General features: G+C 46.7%; 19 protein-coding genes. 9 read left to right on the forward strand and 10 right to left on the reverse strand.

Annotation, left to right across the window (positions count from 1 at the left end):
• Nucleotides 1–224: 224 nt before the first annotated feature.
• A complete protein-coding gene (locus BM607_RS01440) occupies nt 225–710 on the reverse strand; it encodes a glutathione peroxidase (protein WP_071939118.1) in 486 nt (161 codons plus the stop codon).
• Nucleotides 711–861: 151 nt separating this feature from the next.
• On the opposite strand from BM607_RS01440, the gene BM607_RS01445 reads away from it, so the two are divergent.
• The 3 genes from BM607_RS01445 (at nt 862) to BM607_RS01455 (ending at nt 3,595) form a co-directional block, all read left to right on the forward strand.
• Nucleotides 862–2,232 (forward strand): magnesium transporter, encoded by a 1,371-nt coding sequence (locus tag BM607_RS01445; protein ID WP_071939291.1) that lies wholly within the window; start codon nt 862–864, stop codon nt 2,230–2,232.
• Between the two features lie 139 nt (nt 2,233–2,371).
• Nucleotides 2,372–2,890, forward strand: a complete 519-nt coding sequence (locus BM607_RS01450) for a GNAT family N-acetyltransferase (RefSeq protein WP_071939117.1) — start codon at nt 2,372–2,374, stop codon at nt 2,888–2,890.
• A 165-nt stretch (nt 2,891–3,055) separates the two neighbouring features.
• Nucleotides 3,056–3,595, forward strand: a complete 540-nt coding sequence (locus BM607_RS01455) for a YfaZ family protein (RefSeq protein ID WP_071939116.1) — start codon at nt 3,056–3,058, stop codon at nt 3,593–3,595.
• A gap of 60 nt (nt 3,596–3,655) precedes the next feature.
• Here BM607_RS01455 and BM607_RS01460 read toward each other — a convergent pair whose 3' ends face one another.
• Nucleotides 3,656–4,507 carry a DMT family transporter gene (locus tag BM607_RS01460; RefSeq protein WP_011846299.1) on the reverse strand — a complete coding sequence of 284 codons (852 nt, stop codon included), beginning with the start codon at nt 4,505–4,507 and terminating at the stop codon, nt 3,656–3,658.
• 246 nt (nt 4,508–4,753) lie between these two features.
• On the opposite strand from BM607_RS01460, the gene BM607_RS01465 reads away from it, so the two are divergent.
• Nucleotides 4,754–6,427, forward strand: a complete 1,674-nt coding sequence (locus tag BM607_RS01465; RefSeq protein ID WP_071939115.1) for a diguanylate cyclase — start codon at nt 4,754–4,756, stop codon at nt 6,425–6,427.
• A 131-nt stretch (nt 6,428–6,558) separates the two neighbouring features.
• On the opposite strand, the gene BM607_RS01470 is transcribed toward BM607_RS01465, so the two are convergent.
• From BM607_RS01470 to BM607_RS01495, 5 genes are all read right to left on the reverse strand, one after another.
• On the reverse strand, nt 6,559–9,681 hold the full coding sequence (locus BM607_RS01470) for an NAD(P)-binding protein (protein ID WP_071939114.1): 3,123 nt from the start codon (nt 9,679–9,681) through the stop codon (nt 6,559–6,561).
• A 236-nt stretch (nt 9,682–9,917) separates the two neighbouring features.
• Complete coding sequence (locus BM607_RS01475; RefSeq protein WP_006080915.1) at nt 9,918–10,079, reverse strand: hypothetical protein; 162 nt, start codon at nt 10,077–10,079, stop codon at nt 9,918–9,920.
• A 288-nt stretch (nt 10,080–10,367) separates the two neighbouring features.
• Nucleotides 10,368–11,759, reverse strand: a complete 1,392-nt coding sequence (locus BM607_RS01485; protein WP_071939113.1) for an RsmB/NOP family class I SAM-dependent RNA methyltransferase — start codon at nt 11,757–11,759, stop codon at nt 10,368–10,370.
• Between the two features lie 238 nt (nt 11,760–11,997).
• Nucleotides 11,998–12,666: a glutathione binding-like protein gene (locus tag BM607_RS01490; RefSeq protein WP_012196817.1), complete on the reverse strand. Its 669-nt coding sequence runs from the start codon at nt 12,664–12,666 to the stop codon at nt 11,998–12,000.
• A gap of 66 nt (nt 12,667–12,732) precedes the next feature.
• Nucleotides 12,733–13,359: a glutathione S-transferase gene (locus BM607_RS01495; protein ID WP_071939112.1), complete on the reverse strand. Its 627-nt coding sequence runs from the start codon at nt 13,357–13,359 to the stop codon at nt 12,733–12,735.
• Nucleotides 13,360–13,571: 212 nt separating this feature from the next.
• Here BM607_RS01495 and BM607_RS01500 point away from each other — a divergent pair, with 212 nt between their 5' ends.
• A complete protein-coding gene (locus BM607_RS01500) occupies nt 13,572–14,162 on the forward strand; it encodes a TetR/AcrR family transcriptional regulator (RefSeq protein WP_071939111.1) in 591 nt (196 codons plus the stop codon).
• 155 nt (nt 14,163–14,317) lie between these two features.
• Here BM607_RS01500 and BM607_RS01505 read toward each other — a convergent pair whose 3' ends face one another.
• On the reverse strand, nt 14,318–15,031 hold the full coding sequence (locus tag BM607_RS01505) for a DUF2461 domain-containing protein (protein WP_071939110.1): 714 nt from the start codon (nt 15,029–15,031) through the stop codon (nt 14,318–14,320).
• A 337-nt stretch (nt 15,032–15,368) separates the two neighbouring features.
• Between BM607_RS01505 and BM607_RS01510 the strand changes: the two genes are divergently transcribed.
• Together BM607_RS01510 and BM607_RS01515 are read left to right on the forward strand one after the other, a co-directional pair.
• Nucleotides 15,369–17,588, forward strand: a complete 2,220-nt coding sequence (locus BM607_RS01510; protein ID WP_071939109.1) for a TonB-dependent receptor — start codon at nt 15,369–15,371, stop codon at nt 17,586–17,588.
• Between the two features lie 134 nt (nt 17,589–17,722).
• The gene (locus BM607_RS01515) at nt 17,723–18,286 is read left to right on the forward strand and encodes an alkylphosphonate utilization protein (protein ID WP_071939108.1); all 564 of its coding nucleotides are present in this window, start codon (nt 17,723–17,725) and stop codon (nt 18,284–18,286) included.
• A 100-nt stretch (nt 18,287–18,386) separates the two neighbouring features.
• Here the strand turns inward: BM607_RS01515 and BM607_RS01520 are convergent, their stop codons facing one another.
• A complete protein-coding gene (locus BM607_RS01520; RefSeq protein ID WP_012588166.1) occupies nt 18,387–19,592 on the reverse strand; it encodes an MFS transporter in 1,206 nt (401 codons plus the stop codon).
• A 230-nt stretch (nt 19,593–19,822) separates the two neighbouring features.
• Between BM607_RS01520 and BM607_RS01525 the strand changes: the two genes are divergently transcribed.
• Nucleotides 19,823–20,398 (forward strand): MarR family transcriptional regulator, encoded by a 576-nt coding sequence (locus BM607_RS01525; RefSeq protein ID WP_071939107.1) that lies wholly within the window; start codon nt 19,823–19,825, stop codon nt 20,396–20,398.
• A 141-nt stretch (nt 20,399–20,539) separates the two neighbouring features.
• Entirely contained in the window at nt 20,540–21,553 is a 1,014-nt protein-coding gene (locus BM607_RS01530; protein ID WP_006080925.1) for a succinylglutamate desuccinylase/aspartoacylase family protein, read from the forward strand.
• Between the two features lie 157 nt (nt 21,554–21,710).
• On the opposite strand, the gene BM607_RS01535 is transcribed toward BM607_RS01530, so the two are convergent.
• Entirely contained in the window at nt 21,711–23,738 is a 2,028-nt protein-coding gene (locus BM607_RS01535) for a methyl-accepting chemotaxis protein (RefSeq protein ID WP_071939106.1), read from the reverse strand.
• Nucleotides 23,739–23,811 lie beyond the last annotated feature (73 nt).

Here is a 23,811-nt window from a genome sequence, read left to right on the forward strand (position 1 = left end):
ACATATAAATCATTGGGATAAAAAAAGGCAACCCAATGGTTGCCTAGTGACCTATTCCTAGGTCAAGGGGGCCGCGCTAGAAGCCCCAGGGAGATGATGAACATGAAAAAGACATTCACTGTTCAATACATTTGAGGGGGCTTGTACGGTTAAAGTTCCATAAAAAAGTTAAAATAAATCTAAATTTTTATAAAACGCAAAATTTCAAATAGATAGCGAGTAAATTATTTTAGCAAAGCGGCAATTTTACTTTCTAACGCTTCGGGTTTCGTGGTCGATGCAAATCGTTCAATCACTTCGCCTCGGCGATTAACTAAAAATTTGGTGAAATTCCATTTGATACCTTGAGTACCTAATACACCGGGAGCGGCTTTCTTAAGGTATTGATAAAGTGGATGGGTATGTTCGCCATTCACTTCTATTTTAGAAAATAGCGGAAACGTCACGCCAAAATTCAATTCACAAAAGGCTTGAATACCTTGCTCATCGGCTTTTTCTTGGGCGCCAAATTGATTGCAAGGAAAGCCTAAAATCACTAATCCTTGATCTTTATATTCTTGATATAACGCTTCTAATCCCTTGTATTGCGGTGTAAATCCACATTCACTGGCGGTGTTGACGATCAAGAGTACTTTGCCTCGATACTGCTCTAAACTTACTGTGTTGCCTTGAATGTCTGTCGCTGATTGGCTGTATATATTCGTAGTCATGTTCACCTCCATAGGATCTTAGTCAAACAGCATAAACCCAAAAATGATTTTCAGCAATATAGTTGTGTGCAATTCATTTTGTGGGTTTGCTAATTTACTTAATTATCAATATAGTTACAGCAATTTTGTAGCTAAAGAAAAGGGCATCTGTGTGACAGAAAATGACGCAGAATACGAAACAAACATGCAAGCGGACGTGGGGCAGGTTGTTCAACAACTCACTGAAGTTGAAGGCGAAGAACAAGCTGAAGTGTTTAGCGAAATTTTGAATGACTCAGAACCTGGAACCATAGCCTTAGCGCTTGAATCCTTGCCCTTGGATGAGCGTTACGAGCGTTGGCAGCAAGTTGAATTTGCTGACCGAGTGACAGTGTTGAGCTTGATGCGTGCCGATCCGCGCATGGGGATCCTCAAACGGATGCCCGACAATGAAGTGGATCTGCTATTTGCCCAGTTAAGCCCAGAAGATTTAATTGAGTGGAGTGATTATCTCCCTGAAAGTTTTACCGATCGCGCCTTGGCCCTGATGGGCGAGCGTCAGCGACAACGATTCGAACTCTACGATCAGTACTCTGAGAATGAAATCGGCCGTTATACCGATCATCAAATGTTGGTGCTCAGTGATAAGGCGAGCGTTGCGCAGGCACAGCGCTTTTTCCGCCGTATTGAACTCGATTGTAACGACAATTTGTTTATCGTTGATGATCAGGATAAGTATCAAGGCACAGTGCGTCGGTATGACATTTTTAAACATAATCCCGATGAATTATTGATTTCACTTTTGTCCGAGGATAGCCGTGCGTTATCCGCTGACACAAGTTTATTGGAAGCGGCCGAAGCGATAGAGCACAGCCGCGAAATCGAATTGCCTGTGATCGATGAGTCTGGAGAGTTAATTGGTCGCGTGACGCTGCGAACTGCGACCGCTTTAGTGCGTGAACATTATGAAGCGCAATTGATGGCGACTGCGGGTATGGATGAGTCCGACGACTTGTTCGCGCCGATTATGAAAGGCGCCCAGCGCCGCGCTGTGTGGCTCGGGATCAATTTGCTGACAGCTTTCCTCGCTTCGGCGACGATTGGCTTATTTGAAAATGTGTTATCCCAAGTGGTCGCGTTAGCGGTATTGATGCCGATTGTGGCTTCTATGGGCGGCATTGCGGGGAGTCAGTCATTGACGCTGATGATCCGCGGTATGGCCATGGGACAGATTTCAGCGGGTAACTTGTTTTCGTTAATGAAGAACGAACTCGGTATTGGCATAGTTAACGGATTTTTGTGGGCGATAGTCATAGGTTTAGTCGCTGGCTGGTGGTTCGGTGAAGCGACCATAGGCATAGTGATTGGCTGTGCAATTTTGATCAACATGGCCGTGGCGGCAATTGCTGGCGTGGTCGTGCCTATGGTGCTGCAGAAGTTTAATCAAGATGCGGCGCTGTCGGGTTCAGTGATCTTGACCACAGTGACAGATGTGGTGGGCTTCTTTACTTTCTTAGGTATGGCGACCCTCTTGTATCTGTAGTGCATTGGTATATAAACAGTTATATCAGCAGTGCTCTGTTAGATTGTATTGTGAGAGTGATAGCGAAGTGGGATATGAGTGCACAGCTAAGTGGCGTGCATTTCCCGTATGTTGGCAACATTAACGGTTTAATCTGGATATGAGTGACATTCAGTTTGTAATAAGTGAACAGCCAGAGGAATTAGCGCTGGCGGCACAATTAATTGATGGGCGTGATGATAACGCCCATCCGCTGGACCATCAGGTATTTTTCGATTCTCGTGCGGTGATCTTAGCGAAAACCCTTAAGGGTGAGATAGTCGGTTGCGCTGCGATAAAAGCCGGTAAAGGCACTGTCGATAAAGGCACTGTCGGTGAATTGGGTTATCTGGTGGTGTCGTCCCATTATCGACGTCAAGGCATTGCCCAAGGTTTAACGCAAAAACGTATCGAAGTGGCGAAGGCTTTAGGGATCTCGATTTTATACGCTACTATTCGCGCCGAGAACACGTCGAGCCAAGCTAATTTATTGAAGGCGGGCTTTCAGTTTTGGCGTGATTATTTGAGTATCCGCGGCACGGGCAACACTGTGGGTTGGTATTACTTAGCCTTAAGTGCCAATGTCGACGCTGAAGCGATAATGCTGTCTTTAGTGGGTGATCGCATTCAAACGGTATAATTGTGCTGTAAGTGAAAAGACTTAGATCTTCAGCTGTTTCGAGTTTGTTTTACATTTGTATACCCCTCGCAAATTATCCCCATTTATACGCAAATAGGCTGATTTTCTTTATTTATTCGGTATGATCCGCGGCTATTACCCACAGTCATTTATTGAGGTGTTTTTATGGCTAAGTTCAGAGTAGCAAGTGTTTTATTATTGAGTGCAGCAGCGCTGCAAGTGAATGCGTCAGAATTTAATCTTGGGTTAAATAACGATGTGGTTTCTACTGAGTTAGAACTGCAATTGAACAAAGATACTAACGCAGTGTTAGGTTATATCTATGCCGACGAGGGCGGCCATATTGCCCAAGGTGCAATGCACATGACCCATGATGTGGGCGTGCATCACTTTGAAGTTGGCGCTAAGTTAAGTCAGCTTTGGTCTGACTATTCTCCAAATGGTAGCGCCATTTCTGTTGGTGGCCGTTATGCGCTATCTATGGGACCTAATATTTCATTACACGCCGCCGCTTACTACGCACCGTCAGTCTTATCGTTTGGTAATGTTGATGGTCAATATGAGCTCGATTCAAAAGTGCAATACCGCGTAACGCCAAACATGGCGTTTTATGTTGGTTATCGCAAGATTGCCTATGAGTACGATAATGCGCGCGATTTCACTTTCGAAGATGGCGTGTATATTGGCGGCAAATTCCGCTTCTAAAACAAATCGTTTTGATCTCGCTGCGTTAACTTAGCAGTCGATGTAAAGAGCCGGCCGAGGTCAACTTCGCCGGCTTTTCCATTTTGCTTTTAGCTCGCTGTAGCTGGGCAATATGGATGAAAAAATGACTAATCCGATACCGATTAACATCACTAGGCTGAGTTCTTCATCCAGTATCCACCAGCCGAACAAGGCCGCAAAAATCAATCCGGTATATTCTACAGGCGCCATTTGGCTCGCATCGGCACGTCGATAGGCGTGAATGATGAGATAGGTCATGCCAATATAAAATAGTCCCAACGTTAATCCCACCTGTGCCACTGGCAAACTAAAGTCCGCGCCTTCGTATAAGGTCGCCGGTATCAGAAATATCATCGCAAAGGCATTAGACCAAAAGAGCATAGAGAAAGGATGTTCATGGGTCGAATAGGCCTTTAAAATCAAACTATTCAACGCCGACGTCATGGCACCGAAAAAGGCTAAACCTATATACAGGTTAAATTCGGTTGGTTGGCTGATAAGTAGAATGCCAGTAAAGCCAATGATCCCCGCAACTGAGCGTCGATAGCCTATGCGTTCATGCAAAAATAACGCAGAAAGCACAAGAAGTAACAAAGGTGAGGTATAAATCACGGCGGTTACCGTTGCGAGGGGAAGATGCAAAATGGCGAGCATAAAAATGGCATTGCCGAGTCCAATCAATAGGGCGCGGGCAAGATGCACTTTGTAATAAGGGCTCAGTTTGAGATTACCCTGCAAGCGCCACACAAAAGGCAGCACTAGCAAGGTGGCAAAGAGTTGTCTGTAGAGCACCAGTTGGAACACGGGGGCATCATTTTCAAGCAACTTGACTAAGAGGTTGCCACTGGCAATCAGGAGTTGTGCGGCTAAAATCATCAATAGAGGCTGCATAGGATCCCAGCAAAAAATAAGTCAGTATTAAGTTGTATTTTGGATTTCAGGCCACGGTTTGGACTTTGAGACTAAAATAGCTCCATACGGCATGGGATATTCGACTAATTTAGCCTAACTGATTGTAAAAAACTAAATGTGGCCATAAAGTTAACCTACAATTCCAACTATCGACTAAGATTGACAGCATTAGCATTTACTTCATAGCTGTATAAATGATCTATGGCCCTTTAACTTAATAAGCCGATGAACAAACTTAAACAAACCCTATTTTGGTGTTTTTTACTTTTTATATGGACATTAAGTCCCTCTGTATTAAGCGCTGAAATTGCGTTGGACTCGCCGTATTTGTTCCATGCTCAAGCGGATCAACAGCCCCCAAAACAGTTTGATGCCGTGCCCCATTGGATGGGCCAACTCGACGAAGCTAACTCTGTGAGTTTAACCGGCGGTGACTATTGGATGATCACGCCTGTGATGGTCAATCAACGTCAGTCGAATTGGGTAGTGGATGCGAGTAATTCGATTATCGAATCCGTAGATTATTGGATACTCGGCAGTGATGGCAGTTCGCAACATGCCCATAGCGGCTACAGTGCCCCCTACGAATTTTTATTCGATTATGGCCGTAAGGTCACCTTGAATATGGGGACGGATTATTGGCTGTTGGTTAAGCTCAGTAGCCGTTATTACTCATCTCCTCCCGAGATTGCCCTGCAAAGCGTGACGGATCATCAGTTGATGTCTGATCGCCTCGCCATGGCAGTGCTGCTGTGCTTAGGCGGCTTATTGTTTATCGCTTTATATAATCTTCTGATTTATATCTCTATTCTCGATAAAGCTTTTCTTTATTATGGCCTTTATGTCTTCGCGTATTTTGCTGGCTGGGCACTGACCTTCCATTTGCCGGCGCACTTGTTTAATTTCCATTACCTTGAGTTGCACCATCTGTTTTTTATCAGTTTGCCGATTTTTAATATCATGTTTTACAAGCACTTCTTGCAGCTGCCTAGCTACTCACCACGATTGTGGCGCCTTAGTCAGTATTTGATGTTTGCTTGTATTGTTGCTTTGCCGACCAGTATTTGGTTGTTGCCCTATACGGCGATTATTGCCTCAGTGCTGATCATGCTGTGGATTGCCTTAGCGATTACCTGCGGTAATGTGTGCTTGATGAAAGGCTTTGCCCCTGCGCGTTATTTTATTCTTGCCTTCACTTGTTTACTCTTGCCTGCGGTGATTATTTTGCCCGGGAATATGGGGCTAACCCCTGATTTTATCGAACATGCGGAGCTGGCGACGCTGATGGGCGGCACGGCTGATGCGTTGCTGCTGTCCTTAGCGTTAGCGAATAAGCTTAAGTTACTCGCAGAGGAACGTAAGGCGCATATTGAAGAGCTTGCAATTGCGTGGGAAAAAGCCCGCTTAGATGGCTTGACCCGAGTCGGCAATCGTTATGCTTTTGATGAATATATGAATTCTCAATTAGGATTCGCCGATAAAGTGGTGCAGCCTATGGCTTTAGCTCTATTGAATATCGATAGCCTGAAAAGTGTTAACGAGACGCTCGGCCATCAAGAGGGCGATAGATTACTGCAATCGATAGTGCAGTTATTGCAAGCAACGGACTTAGCCCATTTAAAGCTTTATCGTATTAGTGGTGATGAGTTTGTGGTTGTGACGTCTTCGGCAGGGATCCCGCTATTACTGAGTTCGTTAAATGGGTTAGGCGAACAATTAGCCAGCCAAGGCTTTAAGGATTGTCAGTGCAGTTTTGGGATCTCGTTAAACTCAGAGGTGGCCGATCCCCATGAATGGCTGCGTTCGGCAGACACTAACTTGTACCAATCGCGAATGGATAAGCGCCGCCAAGAGTATGCCGATACGCGCGGGGTCGATGTAAGACTGCATTTAAGCTAACGACTGCGTTCAATCAAATGGTTTGCAATGGATGCTAGATAAAAGCCAGGTAAAACAAAACGGCGCAGATAAATTCTGCGCCGTTTTTTTTACCTTAAGCTGAGTGTTGTCCTCGGTCGATAAGTACGAGTTTAGAAGTCTTTCTCGCCCTTTATCAAGACGGGATGACCCGATATTGCTTTTGAGGTGTGCATGCCCGCCATCGTCGCCGCTTCGACGCAGCCCACATTAAGGCCTGTCTTTATCCAATCGCCCGTCATATACAAGTTATCTATCCCTGTGCCATCTGTTGTTATGCGATACTGCGAGCTGTCCTTAACCGACAACACATAACGTTCGGATGGGTCCACATTTGCACGCCAATATTGGCTATCGAAGCGGGCAACGCCTTGACGGTCTTGTTCATCGTGTAGCCATTCCCAAGGGAAGCTATCACCGACATTTTGCCAAAGCTTATGGATTTCGGTATTGAGCTGGTGGATAGCACCGGCTTTAGCTTCTAAGGTTTTCCGTTGTTGAAAATCCACATCCGAGCTTGGTGGATAGGCTTCGACAGGCAATGCCGAGCAAAAGTAGCTGGCATTTTTAGGTTCTAAGCCGCGCCAATCTTCTTTGTCTAGCAGTTGGTTCATCGATGCCCAAGTATCGTAGGGTTCGGTGAAGCCCGATAATACTGGCTCCTCGCCATCTTCAGAGTAATTCGGCCAGCCTATTCCATTAAGATCTTGGTTCATCCACAGTTGATAGGCTTGAGTGGCAACGGTTTGCACCTTATCAACGCAAAGTGCGAGGGCTGGGCTTTGTGCCATCACTTCACTCGCCACATGGGGCACAGAACCTATGGAAAGACCGAAGATGACTTTGTCGAAATCCACACCTTTGACTAAGCGCTTTTTCGGCAGGGCTTTGCCAAAGTGCGTTTCATATACGCTGTCCCAATCGCTCCAGAAGTGTTCCAGATTGATATTATGGGCTTTGAGCAGCGCCGCTTGTTCAGGCTCAAGCTGCTCATAATTGGGCGTACTTGGCCAGCAGGCGAGACCTTTAACATCGACCAAGGGATCGTATCTTGTGACTGTCGGTGCCAAGGCAACTTGCTCGGTGATTTCAATTGCTTGAACGCTTTGATTGCGGCATTCGAGATTATCGACGCGATTGAAGTAGTGGAAATTGACACCTCGGCGTTTGAGCACTTCGTAGAAAGGCGTAAAGACCACATCGCCCATGCCGGCCTGCATTTTCCACATTACGCCACCTTGATAGCACAGGGCGATACGCAGCATAGAGCGGATAATCGTCCCCGCCTCGACATTGGGTTTGTCGAAGTTGCCTTTTTCATAGGCGAAGACTAAGTCGTAAAAACCACGCACGGGTGCGCTGTCGACTGTGTACTTAAGACTGGCACCGTGTTTGGTTAACCATTCGCGGTAATCATAACCATTAATGGCATCGAAGCCTTTTTCAAACACATCATCGGCAAACATGCCCTTGAGTATCGTAAGCCCCAGATCGGCGGCGATGTACAAGTGGCGCAGTTCGTCATTGTTATCTAAATGGCCGCTAAAGCGTTTGACGAGTCGTTTATGCAGGGCATCGACGGCCGATTCCACAAAGCCATCGTCACTTTCACTGTGGACATGCTCATCGCACTCGCGGCCAATCATTTGATTGAAATGGCATTCGAGCTTATCGCCGAGCGCGTCGAGTGATTCTTTGGCATCTTCGACTGAATCCTCTAACTTATCTTTTAAGCGTTCAAACCAGCTGCTATCGAGCCAGTTTTTAGGTGTTCCCATGGCTTTTTCATCGGCATCGAGCAAGTCATCCATGTCCTTGAGCCATTCTTTGATCCACGCAAAGGCGACTTTAACGACTTTCCAGAAGGTGAGGGTTTCGGTGCCATCACCAGGGATGCCAGGTAGTGTCGGGAAAGTGATCGGCCAGCTTACCGAGCGGCCTTTGACTTCTTCCTGTAATACGATGAAGTTATGGGGTTTAAAGGCATCAAAAAAGGTCGCGAGCGGCGCTCCTTCTGGCCTATCTAATTCTTCATAAGCTTTACGCATTAGGGCAAACGCGTTTTGATAGAAACCAAACCAAATATGTAATCCATGTTCTTCAATACGTTGTCCCATTGCAGCATTGCGGCCGCTTGCCCCTTTGCCACCGATACGCCAGCCGAGTTGATAGACATCAATCTCATATTGATTCTGCCAGCCGGGTTTGTCGGTCAGATAACAGGCTGCGGTCATGGCCGCGACACCGCCACCGAGAATGGCTATTTTCTGTTTTTTGATTTCGGAGTTATCGACTAAAACTTCACCGGGTGGCACTTCAAAATCAAAGTTCACATGGTAAGGCAGTAAGACGTGCTGCTCGCCAATCTCGACCCCGAGCGTGTCCTGTAACGGGAAGCTGGCATTATCAAAAATGGTCGCGACAAAATCATTTTTGAGCAGGGCAACACTGTGTACTTTATTCACTTGGGCAGGTGCGGCGACGATGGCCTGATAAACGGCTTTTTGCCCTGATGAGTCGGGGAACTGCTTTAGAAATACTTGATCGATGGCGGGTTTAAATAACAGATGAAACAGCTGCTCTTCGCCGAGCTGGTCGAGCTCTGGGATGAAATCGGTTTGTTCTTTAAAGAGTTGCCAGGTTTGGGTTATCGCTTCAAGGGTGGAAAGCTGCGCCTCGGGTTTGGCATCGCAATTCACTTCAATCAATGGATGCAGGGCGAGTTCAGTTTCTGGCGAAAAATGTAAAAAACTTTTGGCTGCAAGGGATAATCGCGTCAGAGGCTCACCCACAGCTGGCATAGTGTATTCACATAAATATTTAGGATAACCAAAGAGTTCACGGCCATTAATTAAGGCCATGGCATCGTTCACCCAAATGTGTAGCGGCTGAAAGTAGACTTGGCTGATTTGTGTGCTGTCGCTGCTATCTTGGCGCCCGACCATGACCCAAGTGATGATGTCCGTTTCTTGGATCCAACCTTTGGCTCTGTCTTCTGGATACGCGGAGTAGGCTTTTTCAATTTGAGTGAAGGTTGTCAGTACGTAGGGCGATAACACTTTAAAATACATTGCACTACCGGCAACTTGATTCAAGGTCTTATCGATAGAGCGTTGGAGATTTGCCTGTTTCCCCTTCATAAAAAAACCGTACATATCGGCTTTATTTAACACTAAGGGGGAGTGCATCAACATACTGCCTTGGGGATAAATAAAGTCGGGGCGCTGTTTTTCCATGGCGTTCATCCTTAAATTTCAGTGTAAGTCCAATGATTTTAAAGCTATAACCCAAAAAGCATAGGGCAAATAAGCTATTAAGCCCATTGATTTTACAATTGATTTATTAAGAATTTGAGTGGGGGTAACAGGATTGAGTAGCAAGTTGGATGTTATCCAACTTGCTCAGATTTGGCAGGTTCAGCACAGAACGAATTCGTTAAACAAACCCGTGGGGCTAGGGGACTTAGGTTCAGTTACTTCGATTTATTTTGGTAGAAATCCACCTCTGTATTATCGTCCGAGTAACGTCGCTTAGTATCCCTGCGGCGCTGTTTCACGCGTTTATTCTTTTGCTTACCTTTGACGTTATCGCCCCATGGCGCATCATCGTCGTCAAATTCATAGGAGTGTGACATGGTCAAAATTCCAAAAATACCTGTGCCATTCGCAGCACCCGATCTTTTTACCCAAAGGTGAGATGAAGCTAAAGCGAAATATTTCATCATTGATGGTGAAAAGTTTTGCCCAAGAGTCATATCTTGCCACTGAAATGGACGTATCTGAGATTTTAACCGGAAGGATGTGGTTTATCTTGATGATAATAAAAGAGTAAATCTGATTTTAATCATTAATCAGATTATGCGATTGAACTTGGCGCCCAGAAAGGAGGACGCCAAGTTTTGATACAAAATAATGAGTTAGTGTTACTTGCTGCGGAGCATACGTGCGACGAACATGCCATCGCTGTTGGCCTCAAAGGGCCACACGGTCAACATTTCTGTTTGTTCACCGCTAAAAGGATGGCGTATCGGCGTGAGCGTGAACTCTGGATGTTGCTGTAAAAACGCCGTTACCACGTCTTGGTTCTCGATGGGCGACAAGGAGCAAGTGGCGTAAACGAGGATGCCGCCGGCCTTAACTGCACGGCTACTGCGGCTTAAAATATCGAGCTGTAACGCGGCTTTATCGGCCACGGCTTCAACACTATCCAACCAACGCATATCAGGATTACGTCGCCAAGTGCCAGTGCAACTGCACGGGGCATCGACTAACACACCGTCAAAATGATCCGCAGGCACGGGGAGGGCATCACTCTTCCAACGGGCCACACTAATGCCATTAAAGTTGGCTCTTTGGGCGCGCTTAGTGAGTTCTTCTAGGGCATTGGAGCGAATATCGGACGATATGATGCTGCCCGCAGATAACGTTTGGTTATCAGCAGCTTTAGCTAACATCAAAGAGCGCAGTTGCAGAGTTTTTCCGCCAGCACCGCTACAAGCATCCCACCAATGGGCATCGGGTTCAGGCGCACAAATTTGACCAATGACCTGTGAAGCCAAATCTTGGATCTCGATGTTACCGTCTTTATACAGGGCTATTTCATTAAGATTCATACTCTTACTGCCAAGATTGATGGCATCGCTAAAGTAATGACCATAACTCGCTTCTATGCCGAGCGCTTGCAGTTGTGTCGCTGCATCTTGACTCGTGATCCCTTGCGCGCGTCCCCAAATTGGCGGGCGACTGGACATAGCTGCAATTAATTGCGTTTGCTGCGCAGCATCAACAGGGCACACTTGCCAGAACCAGTCGGGTAATAAATCCTGTGCCTTAAACTCAGTCGCGGGAAATAAATACTGTATCAGTGCCAGTTTGTCGTCGAGACTTTCAACAGTAAATGCTTGAGCTTGCTGATAATCGATGGGCGATTGTGATAACTCATGCCAAGCGCTGGCAATATCTTGCCAAGCGTGAGCTTCCAATAGGGCACTGGCGCTTAGGCTGGCAAAATAAACGGCTGAGGTTTGTTGATCGCCTAATCGCTGAAACCAACCCCACCAGCGAAACAGACTAAATAAGGATTCACGAATGACTTTACGATCCTTCGAGCCGTGTTTTTTATGTTCTCTAAAGTAATTTGCCAGAATACGGTCAGCGGGCATTTTACTGCTTTGAATTTCATCGAATAATTGTTTAATTGTACTGGCGTAACTGAGCGCGCGTTTTTGCGCTGGAGTGCTTGCCTGAACATTTAACGCCGATGATGTGACTGAGTTAGATGCCATACCGGAAGAGAAGCTGCTTGGATTACCCATAAATTTAGCCTAGATCATGCTTCTGTGACTGCGCCTTTATGTAAGAGGCATAGCTGAACAGAGGAGAAAAATAAGTGGCGCAGAGTGTAGCAGTTTTGCCCGATAACAGGCAGTAAAAAAGCCCCGAATTAGCATCTGCTAATGGGGCTTTTTGTGGTTGAGTCATTGAGACTCATGGTGTATTCAGTACCTAAGGGCTATTTGCAAGCTATTCGCGCAATGACCGTTTAGCAGATGACTATTTCGTCACCATCTTTTGGATTTGCTTAGCCCGTTCTTCATCGCTCATTTCCACCGGTGGCGGCGTGATTATGCCTTTTTGGCACGCAGGTCTGAGCGCTAACTCATCTAACCAACGTTGCAAATGGGTCAAACCTTCCATATTGATGCCGCTCCACTCGTGGATACGTACCCAAGGCCAAGTGGCGATGTCGGCAATCGTGTATTCGTCACCTGCAAGGTATTGATTTGTGGCGAGTTGAGTATTCATGACTTCGAATAAACGTCGACCTTCTTTTTGATAACGGTCAATAGCTGCGGGGATTTTCTCAGGGAAGTATCGGAAGAAGACGTTAGCTTGACCCATCATGGGTCCGACGCCGCTCATTTGGAACATTAACCATTGGATCACCTGTGAGCGCTTTTTAGGATCGGCTGGCAGGAATTTACCTGTTTTTTCGGCGAGATACAGCAGAATTGCACCGGATTCGAATACCACAAAATCTTCGTTGTCGCGGTCGATAATGGCGGGGATTCGGCCATTTGGATTAATGGCAATAAACTCAGGCTGTTTTTGCTCGTTGGTGCTGAAATCTAGCTTATGGACGCGATATTCTAGCCCCATTTCTTCCAGTGCGATGGAGATTTTAAAACCGTTAGGGGTCGCGGCTGTGTATAAATCTATCATGATGATTCCTTTAGGTTATAACGCTTATAGCTACTCACTTTAGGGCCTATTCTGGCATTCGTGCCGCTATTTTGTAGGGGTTAACGATACTATGGCAGGACGCTGCGCCATAGTGATGAACCAAGCCTTAAGATGCGGCAAGCTGTCAGTGACTTCAATATCTAAATTCTTAATAAAGCTGATAAAAACGTAAGCCGAAATATCGGCAATGCTGAATTCATCGCCTGCCATAAAGGGCGACTTACTCAATTGTTGGTCTAAGGTCGGCAGGAAGTCAATGACCCTTTGGCGTGATTCTGCGCCCCAAGACTCGACACAATTTTCCCTGTCTTTATAGACGCCGCTTAAATTACGAAAGGCTTGAAACCCAACCATTAAGCCTTGTAACTCTATGATACGTTGCCACATTTCTACTTTGGCGCGCTCAAGTGGCGTATTACCAAACAGCGAGTGAACACTTGGGTGGATTTCTTCTAAATAGCGGCAAATGGCAACCGATTCACACAGGTAGCTGCCATCATCGAGTTCGAGTAATGGAATGCGGCCATTTACACTTTTGGCTTTAAATTCGGCACTTAAATTCTCCCCTCCGCGGATATCGACGTTCACTCTTGGCACTTCTATGCCTTTTTCCGCAAGAAAAATACTGACGCGACGCGCGCTGGGAGTCGGAGCTAATTCGTAGAGTTTCATCTAAAGTCCTGTAGTTTTTATCTGTGCTTTATGCTCGATTTGAGCATATAAGGCTTTAACGGAACGATCGGTTAGGATAGAATTTACGCCATATCTAAACGATCAGTCAAGAATGATTTGCTCCTCAACTTTCTGTAGTAAAGAAGAGTGTGGTAAAGAGGAATGGTAAAGCTGATTGTGAGCGCGTATTCAAGAGATTAGGTCGCAGGCTTATGGCACGAAGTTGTAATTTTGATCGGCAGGAAAAACTCATATTAGCGATGGAGCTTTTTTGGCAAAAAGGCTTTGCCGAAACCTCGATTTCCGATCTCGTCGGCCATTTAGGCATTAATCGATTTAGCCTTTATAACAGTTTCGGCGACAAGCAAAAGCTATACCGCGAGTGCCTCAGTTTCTACCTCGATAACTACTCCTTTGGCGCCTCAGATACTCTGCTGCATGAAAAAGCGGGCTTGGCTGAAATAGAAGCTTATCTAGCGCGCTTTGTTGCCCTGCAGCGGGAACAAAAATACGGCTGTTTTATGCAAAATGCCGTATTAGAAAAGAGCCTCGACGATGAGAGTGTGCTGCAGGAATGTCAGCGGTTATTTTGCCGATTACATACCTCATTCACCCAAGTGTTGCAGGACTGCCAAGCGCGAGGTGAGTTATTGGCCAATGTACAGCCGCATCAGGTCGCTGCATTTTTAGTACTGCAATTACAAGGAATTAGAGTGTTAGGTAAAGCGGGCGAATATGAACTGCTAGACAATGCATTCGCGGTATTGCAGGGCTACATAGGCAGTTTAAATACAAAAGTTTAAGTGCAGTTTAACTACAAATGCTTAAGTGCAAATCAAGCCGTTTAACGGCACAAGTTGCTGTTTTAATGGCCTAGGTTTTGCCTAGGCTATTTTGCTTTTAGCAATCTATTTTTAACGGTCTATTTTTACAAATCAATTGGTTAAAAGTCTATTGTCTAGAAATCCAAATCCAGCGCGAAACACAGATAGGCCATCAATTGAGTGCAGTGTGCAAATTGCTCGGCACAGAAACTGGCGGCATCTGGGCGGCAGAGTTCTTCAAAGGTGATATTTTTTATGGCGATAAAATCTTTGCGTTTTAGTTCTGCCAGCATAGGGTGGTTTTTATCAAACCCTTTTGGTGGTCGAGTTAAGCTGTTACCGTCCATGTTAAATCCATGACTCTGCAAGGTTTGTAGTGCCTTTTTATAGCCGTTGGGATTCTCATCGATGCAAGTGCGAATGGCATTTAAGGCTTTCGATTCTGGGTGCCAAATCCCTGCGGCAATAAAACAGCCATCTTCGGCAATGTGTAAGTACAGTCCCGGCGCATGCACGTCTTTGCCCTGAAAATGGCGGAATTGAATACCTACATTGGTTTTATAGGGCGTTTTATCTTTGCTGAAACGGCTGTCTCGTTGGGGACGCATAAGACTGCCACCGACTTTTTTCGGTACGGCAGTGAGCCGAGGCGAGAGGGCGAGGATACTGGGCTGCATTTGCTCGATAAACTGCAGCGCAGGGGTTCGCACTGTCTCTTCGTATTCTGCTTGATGGGCTTTAAACCAGTCGCGGGAGTTGTTTTGCGCCAGTTGATTTAAAAATTGCAAACTCGCTGGGCTGAACGTTGCACCTGTCGCAATAGGGATTTTAGTCGTGAGCGTGGCCATTATCGGTGAACCTTATTAATGCATTTGAAACGAGTGCCAACAGCCTAGATGCGCCTAGATACAAGCAGGGCGAACGTCAGGCTAGTCGCCCGTATATTCACTCGTATTGCGAAGTCGTACACTCTTAAGAGGATTAGAGGGGGTCAAATATGGCACTAATACTGCCATTCTTCGACAAGATCTTCACTTAAATTTTTTGGAGTGCGCCGCTTCTCTCTTGTTTTCAACCAGACCGTTATTTACACGTAAAGCCAAGTGAGAACTATTCTTATCTTTCTCGTTAGTGCCTATAATGCCGCCCTATTTTTAGATTAGTTTGTTAATAGGAAGACGTTGAATGGGTTGCCTGCCTAAATTTGGGAAATGGAAAGCGAATAGAAATCTGTCGCTGATGGGATTATGTTTGTTGCCCTCAATGCCGTTGTACGCAAATGAGGTATTGGGCGAGCCTAAGGTTGAGCCGATTGAAATCCTGCAGGTTCATGGGCAGCAATATCGTAGGGCCATCACAGTCGCTAAACCTGGTGAAGCGATTATTTCCATGGAACAAATCGAGGAGATGCAGGCGACGAACTTCGCCGAAGTGATTGATGATATGGCGGGAGCGCATATCGATGGTGGCACCCGCAGCGGCGGTGAGCGGATTAATATCTGGGGCTTTGGCGAGACCGAAGATTTTAACGTTTATGTGGATAATGCTCCGGTGGGATTTGAGCAGTATCGCTATGGCTCATTTTTCCTCGATCCTGATCTCATCAAACGAGTGGAAGTGATCAAAGGTGCCCATGATGTGCGCTCGGGCAATGGCGGTTTTGGTGGGGCCATGTATGTGGTCACTAAATCGGCCGATGATTTTCTTAAATACGATCAAGCGGTTGGCGCGCGAGTCAAAACCAGCTACGCCAGCAATAATGACGCTATGGGTTATACGGGAACTGTCTATGGCCGGGTGAATCCGCATTTATCGGGGTTGTTGCACCTTACACGCCGTGATGCGGGGGATGTGACTTTAGCCAATGGCGATGAGTTTGAATATTCGGGCTATGAGCAAGATAACTATCTAGGCAAGATTGATTATGAGCAGGGCGATCACCAACTGGCCTTGAGCGTGACCCATTATCTCGATGAGGGCCGCAAACCTTGGGCTAACCGCCGTGGCCCCATGCCTGCCATCTCAGACTACAACATCAAAAAGTACGGCTCCTACGAGCAGGCGCTGTATGCCACAACCGCCTATAACACCTATGAAGATAACACTTGGTCTGCCAATTATCGTTATTCGCCGAGCAATCCGCTGATTGATACCCAAGTGGTGATCTCTCATTCGGCGAATGCGCGCCACTGGGTAAGACCCGATATTGCGTGGGAGAAAATGACGGTTTCCGTAGGCAACTTCGGCCACGAATCTTGGCTAGATTACAAACGTGATTATATTGATATCAACAACTTGAGTTTGATTGGCGATCACGAAATCACCACAGGATTGCAGTACCGCAGTCTCGACCGTACTTCGCTCGTGTTTAACAAGAGCTATGAGAAGAATCCTGAGAAAAACTTTGGCTGGTACACACCTTATTATCAACCTGAAGGTCGCCAAGACACTTATGCCGTGTATGTTCGCGACGCGATTCATCTCACCAACGACTTAACCGTCACTCCCTCGCTGCGATATGACTTTATCTACAGCATAGGTCGGCCAAATATTGCGCCAGATTATAACGACATCAGCGCGGGTCACGATTATAGCTCGACTCACCACTCGGGGTTTTCACCAAGATTAGGCATAGATTATCAACTGACAAACTACGCTCGGTTAAACTTTGATTACGCCTATAGCTTGCAAGCCCCTGTGGTGGATGAGATTTATGCCGTGCAATACGCCAAAGCCAGCATTACCGGCACGAGTCGCGACATCGATGTCGAACGCTTACATGCCTTCAAGCTAGGCTTGATGACACAGCACCAGCATCTGCTTGCCAACGATGATGCGCTGACGACGCAGCTTACTCTGTTTGCCAACCTAGGCCGCGATGATATCGCCCAGCGCCGTGGGGCTAAGTCTGATAAAACCCAGTTAATTCAAAGCGGTTACACCAATCTTGATGGTTACCATATTTACGGTGCTGATTTTGAGGCCCAATATCGCTATCAAGACGTGTTCAGTGATCTGGCGGTTTCATGGCTGCAAGGTCAACACAATGGGTCACTCAGAGACAGCCAAGATGACGACGAGTATTTAGCCAACATGGCACCGCTCGATATTCGTCTGCGTTTAGGCATGTATATTACCGATGATATTTCAGTGGCTTGGCAGGGCGCTTGGTATGATGCGCAAACCAGTGTTCCCCATGGCGATATCTTTAATGCCGAGTCGCCGAGCGAAAATTACTTCTTGCAGAACCTGTACCTCGCCTATGAGCCCCAAGCTGGTTTAAAGGGATTAAGCGTGCGTTTGATGGTGAAAAACCTCACCAATTTGCAAGTGGTGCCGTTTCTCTCCGATGGGATCCCAGCTGCTGGGCGCGATGTTCGCTTGAGTTTAGCTTATGAATTTTAAAGATTAATCACCAAGGCAGTGTGGGCGCGGTTTATAAAACTTATAAAAGATAGGGTTATATTGCCTCAGCCCCCTGCCGAAAAAAGCCGGTTTATGGCATAATCCGCGTTTTACTAGGCATATAGAACAGAAAAATGACTGAAAATGAATTGCTAAGTCGCTGTGGCGGCAAGTGTGAACTGTGTGGCAGCGAGATCGAACTCTCTATTTATGATCTGCCAGCCTCCGATGGCCGTGACAATGAGATCATGATTTGTGAAACCTGCAGTGGCCAAATTGCGGCACCGGATACCATTGACATGAACCACTGGCGTTGTCTGAACGACAGCATGTGGAGCCCTGTACCGGCAGTTCAAGTGATGTCATATCGTATGCTTAAGCGCTTAAATGGCGAAAGCTGGGCGCAAGATTTACTGGATATGCTTTACCTTGAAGACGATGTAAAAGCGTGGGGCGATGCTGAAGTTGCTGCCGCAGGTGACGACACTGCACCAACGTTAGACAGTAATGGTGCCGTAATTAACGCTGGCGATACGGTTGTGATCATCAAAGATTTAAACGTGAAAGGCACTAGCTTTGTGGCTAAGCGCGGCACAGCTGTGCGTAACATTGCTTTGACCAACAACCCAGAGCACATTGAAGGCCGTGTTAACGGTACTCGCATTGTGATCCTGACGTGCTTCGTTAAAAAGTCTTAAGTTTTACTGAGTGTGCAGCTCGATTTATCGAGCCGCACACTATAAAAAACCGCCATGCTCGTTAATCGATATGGCGGTTTTTTTATTTTGAATGAGAGAGTTAAGATACGCAGCGGATGACTTGATATTGGCGTGCATAACCCTGCGGATTAAATTGCCAAGATAGTATCCACGCCATCAGACTTAAGCCCCCGAGCAACAACCACGCACTGTTAAAGCTATTGAAATTATCGCGGATCAATCCAGCAATCCAAGGCGAAATGGCGGCAATGGTATAACCCACACCTTGTACAAAGGCGGTTAATTTACCCGCTAACATCGGATTTTGTTGATGATCCATAGTCACAATTAATCCGAGTGGAAAAATCCCGCCTATGCCTAATCCCGCAAGTCCCGCCCATAAAAATAGCGACACTTGAGGGGCGAGTGCGAGTCCCATAAAGCCGATGAGTTGCAGTAAGCACAGTAGGGCAATAATAGCGCGTCTGTCCGTTGACTTGCTGGCAAGCCAAGGAAACACTAAGCCCGCGATCACTTCCATACTGGTTAAGAAACCTAACACTAATCCCGATTGAGTTTGGCTATAACCTAGCTCGACCGCGTAGGGCGCTAACCATGCAAGTACGCAAACATAACAGCTTGTGCCTAAAGCAAAAAATATCGCTAATAGCCAACTGCGACGAAAACGCCAAAAGCTAAGCTGCACAGTTTGCTCCGCAGTTTGATTCGGCAATGCGGCGTTATGTTTAACCATCAGCCATAGCGCCAGTGCCGCTACACCTAACCAAGTCCAATGGCCTAAGCCCGCGCGCCAACCTAAGTTCATCCCGATAAAAGGCGCACTGCTGGCGGCCAAAGCGGCGCCGCCCATAATGGCGGTGACGTAAAGCCCCATCATTAAGGGCACCCGTTCACCGAAATTGAGTTTGATCATGGCGGGCATGATGGTTTGAATAAGGGCGATACCGATTCCCGCCAGTAATGCCGAGCAGATAAGCCAACTGGCATCCATCGCCCAAAAACGCATCGCCGTGGCGACGATCAGCAGGATCAACGATCCCGTCATCACGGTATTAAAACCTAACCGTTTAGCGATACTAAAACCCGCAAAGCAGCCCAGTCCCATGGCGAGCACGGGCAGCAATGTCAGCATAGACGCTAGGGTAAAACTTAAGCTGATATCCTCTTGTATGCTGGGCAGCAAAGGCCCGACGGAAGCGAGAATGGGGCGCAGATTTAGACCTATAAGAATGAACGCGATTCCGAGAAGCAATAAATTCGCTTTCTCTGACTGGGGTGACCGCATGGATTTTCTCCAAAAATAAGCTGAGTTTGATTTGCTGAAAGAGTGACCTGTAGCGGCATTTAGCACATTTACTATTATTTCCTTTCAATAACAGCAGTTTGAAACAGCATCGCTACAGTTCAAAAAGAATCTCTTTCAGATGTATCTTGATATAAAGATATTTTAATTCTGCGAGAAAATGACTAAGATGTAAAGAATGATATAAAGAATCTTTATGTTGAGATAAAGCTATGACAGCGAAAACGACACTCACTCACATGAGCCCTGCGGATAAAGACCAAGCAGCTTCGAACACCAAAGCAGATGGCCTTGAAAGCGAAGATGGTTTGGATAGCATTGTCGGCCAGTGGCAGCAACAAGGGGTGACTGATGATTTGATCCCTATGGCTGTGCTTGGGCGAATCGCGCGTTTAACGAAATATATTGAAGTGGTACTGCTGCAATGCCACGCCGAATTTGGCTTAGGTCAAGGCGAGTTCGATGTGCTTGCCACCTTAAGGCGTTCGGGTGAGCCGTTTACACTCTCACCTTCACAGCTTTATCAGAGCATGATGCTAAGCTCTGGCGCTATGACGAGCCGTTTAGACAGACTCGAAAATAAGGGGCTGATTGAGCGGGCGCACAGTAAGGAAGATCGCCGCGCCGTACATGTCTCGTTAACTGCTGAGGGTAAGGCGCTCATTGATAAGGCATTGCCGCAGCATATTCAATGTCAGAGTGCATTGTTAGCGGGCGTGAGCGTTGAAGATAGACCTATGTTGCTGCAGATTTTAAAATCTTGGCTGAATCAATTTGAGCCGCAATAAATCGTTTAAACTTCACGTGATCATTTAGTTTTTGTTTTTAGTTTCTAGTGTTAGACATCTGGCGAGAAGCGATAGCCGAGCGCTATTGGCTAATATGGATCAGCCGCGCGGGACAACATTCGATAGTACAAGGGAGTTGCCATGGTAAAAAGACGTGAAGCATTTGAATTAGCAGGTAAACGAGTCACAGCAGGGACTCAACTGGGGATCAAACTGGCCGCCGCTAAGTTGTATACCGATACGCAACTCGATATTCATGTGGAAGTGTTTCACGGGGCCAAACCCGGCCCTACTTTGCTGGTTTGCGCCGCCATTCATGGGGATGAACTCAATGGTATCGAGATTTGTCGTCGTTTATTAGCCAGAGTCAATCCCAAGAATCTGACGGGCACCTTGATTGTGGTGCCGATTGTGAATGTGTTTGGTTTTATTCAGCAATCCCGTTATTTACCCGATAGGCGCGATCTTAACCGTTGCTTCCCAGGCTCCAGTAAAGGGGCGCTGGCAAGCCGGTTAGCCAATCTCTTTGCCACTCAGTTATTAGTCCATGCAACCCATGTTATTGATTTGCACACGGGCGCGATTCACAGGGACAATTTGCCGCAAATTCGCTGTGATACCAGCGACGAGACTATGCTGGCTATGGCAAATGCCTTTGGTGCGCCGCTTATTATGCATTCTAAAGCGCGCAGTGTTTCGATGCGGGGCTACGCTAACCAGCAGGGCATTCCATGTATTTTGTACGAGGCGGGCGAGGCACTTCGTTTCAGTGAATTGTCGATAAAATCCGGCCTCAAGGGCGTGCTCAATGTGATGCGCAGTTTAGGCATGTTGAAGGGACGGGTAAGCAATAAGGGTTCGAGTGTCAGTGCGATTCGTAGTTATTGGGTGCGCAGCGAATCCGACGGCTTAGTGAATATGAAGCTCAAGCTCGGCCAGCGGGTGACTAAGGGTTATATCATTGCCCATATCGTCAGCCCCCACGGCGGTGACAGTGTGGCCATTCGTGCACCAACCGACGGCATTATCATAGGGATCAGCAATATTCCTGTTACCAACGAAGGCGAGGGTATGTTCCATATCGCCCAGTTTGAAGGTGACGAAATTGAAATGGCTAACGAACAACTCGATGAATTTTTGATGGAATATGCTTAACCGCAGACTTGTTGAAATTGGATATACAGCCACAGAAGTCGCTAAGGTAGTTTTGCGACTTCTGTGATCATTTTTAAGTGCTAATTTTTACCTCGCTAACTCCTGCCTTCTGTAACCCTCAAATGCAGTTTTCGACATTCCTAAAAACCTAAACTCACTAGAGTTTAAAGCGTTCCACTGAGCTGGTGAGTGAATGCGCAAGCGTGGTGACTTCGTTGCTGCGTTTGGCCATGTCCATGGCTTCATTGGCATTTTGATCTGCTGCTTGCGCCGCCTCGCTCATGCTCGACTCAATACGTTGACTGTAATCTAACTGCTCATGGGCGGCGTGGGTGATCTCTAGACTCATATCATTGAGCGTGTGTAAGGTACTTTCTATGTGGGCGATAGCATCCTGCAGGGTTTGGCTTTGTCCGACACATTCGTTTGCCTGATTTTGACCTGTGGTTATTGCACTCGCTGCCGTGGAGGTCTCTTTTTGCAGGGCCGTGATCATGGTTTGAATTTCAGCGGTGGCAGCTTGAGTGCGTGAGGCAAGGTATCGCACTTCATCGGCCACGACGGCAAAACCCCGTCCATGTTCCCCCGCTCTGGCGGCTTCAATGGCGGCGTTCAGTGCCAGCAAATTGGTTTGTTCGGCAATGCTGCTAATGGTGGTTAAAATGCTGCCAATATTATCGCTTTGAATGCTCAAGCGAGACATGACCTCAACCGAGCTACTTAAGCGGGCGCTCAGTTCGGCGATTTTATTGCGATTATCATCGGCAATTTGCTTCACTTGATTGCCGTATTTCGAGGCTTGGCTGATTTGTTTCGCCGACTCACTGGCCTGTTCAGTTACTAAATTAGAACTGGTAAACATCTGTTCAGCTAAGGCTTTAGTCTCATCGACGCGGCTGATTTGCGCGGTTGCGGCATTGGCAATGCGCTGACCTTGCTCATTGGTTTGGGTGGCTGAGCTATCCAGCGAATGGGCATTTTGGCTGATATTGGTGAGTAGCTTGGCAAGATCATCACTCAAGGTATTCATGTTATCGATCAGGGTGCCAAATTCATCATCATGGCGTTTGTGAATACGTTTAGATAAATCCCCACGGGCGATGCTCGCCAGCGCGCCATTCACTAAGGCTAATGGATTGAGCATGGCCTTGGAGGTGAAAAAGGAAATAAAACTCACCATAACGATAAACACCAATGCGAGCACTATCGCTAAGGTTTGCCCTTGCTCAATGGCATTACTGGCAATGGTTTGCAGGCTGCTAAATCGGCGATCGGCTAAGGTGATTAACTTGTCTAAGGCGAGATTATTGGCGTTAAATTCTTTATCGGCATCGAGGTAATGTTGCTCGGCTTGAAGCTGCGCCTCAACCACGGCTTGTTGAGTTTTATAAAGCTCGGCAGGCGCGGCGAGTAAGGTATTGATAATCGCATATTGCTGTTCGAAGGTTTGCAGCAAGCCTAAGGTATCAAGCCCATCAGTTTGTTGTTTTAAAAAGGTAAAGTTAGTGGTGAGGTTACCCAGTAAGATGCTGACATCTTGCTGGTGCGATTGGATCACCTCCAAACTTTGAGTGTGGATCAGCTCTCCCATAGTGTTGGTTAGCGTATACAACATGTCGTCGATACGCGTGCCTGTACCGACAATCTCTTCGAGCAGAGTGGGATTATCGGGGATGGACAGGGTTTCGAGATCGATCATCGCATTACTGGCGTTGGTCTTGGCATCGTTAAAGCGTTGGAAAAGTTGTTGGTATTGCTGCTTTGCTTGTTCATTGGCGAGTTTCGCACTAAACATGGCTTGGCTTTGTTGCAAATAGGCTTGGTATCTAGCCTGCGCCTCGTGCAGGGAAGTCTGCATCTTAGATTGATCTGCCACTCGCTCCGTTAACTCATTTTCGATACTTTGATATTTCTTCTGCAGCGCTGTAAATGCTTGCTGACTTTTGGTTAAGGCGGCTGTGTCTTGCTGGCTGTGGGCCAAGGTGGCAAGGCGTGACATTTTCAACAGTACCAGTTGCAAGCTATTACTCTGCTTTTGCACCGGTACGGCTAAGGTTTCGATATTTTGATAGGCGGTTTGTACTTGTGAGAGTGAATAATAGAAGAAGCTGCTGCCAGCGATGAGCAGGGCGCCGATGGCACTAAAGCTAAAAATGATTTTTTGTTTTATGGTAAGCGTCAACATAGTGCGAAAACCTCTTCTATGACTGTCCCTGTAAAATGGGTTTATTAATGATTAGATCGCTGTTTTTATTGAA

This window comes from Shewanella sp. SACH, assembly GCF_001887095.2.
GTDB lineage: Bacteria > Pseudomonadota > Gammaproteobacteria > Enterobacterales > Shewanellaceae > Shewanella > Shewanella baltica.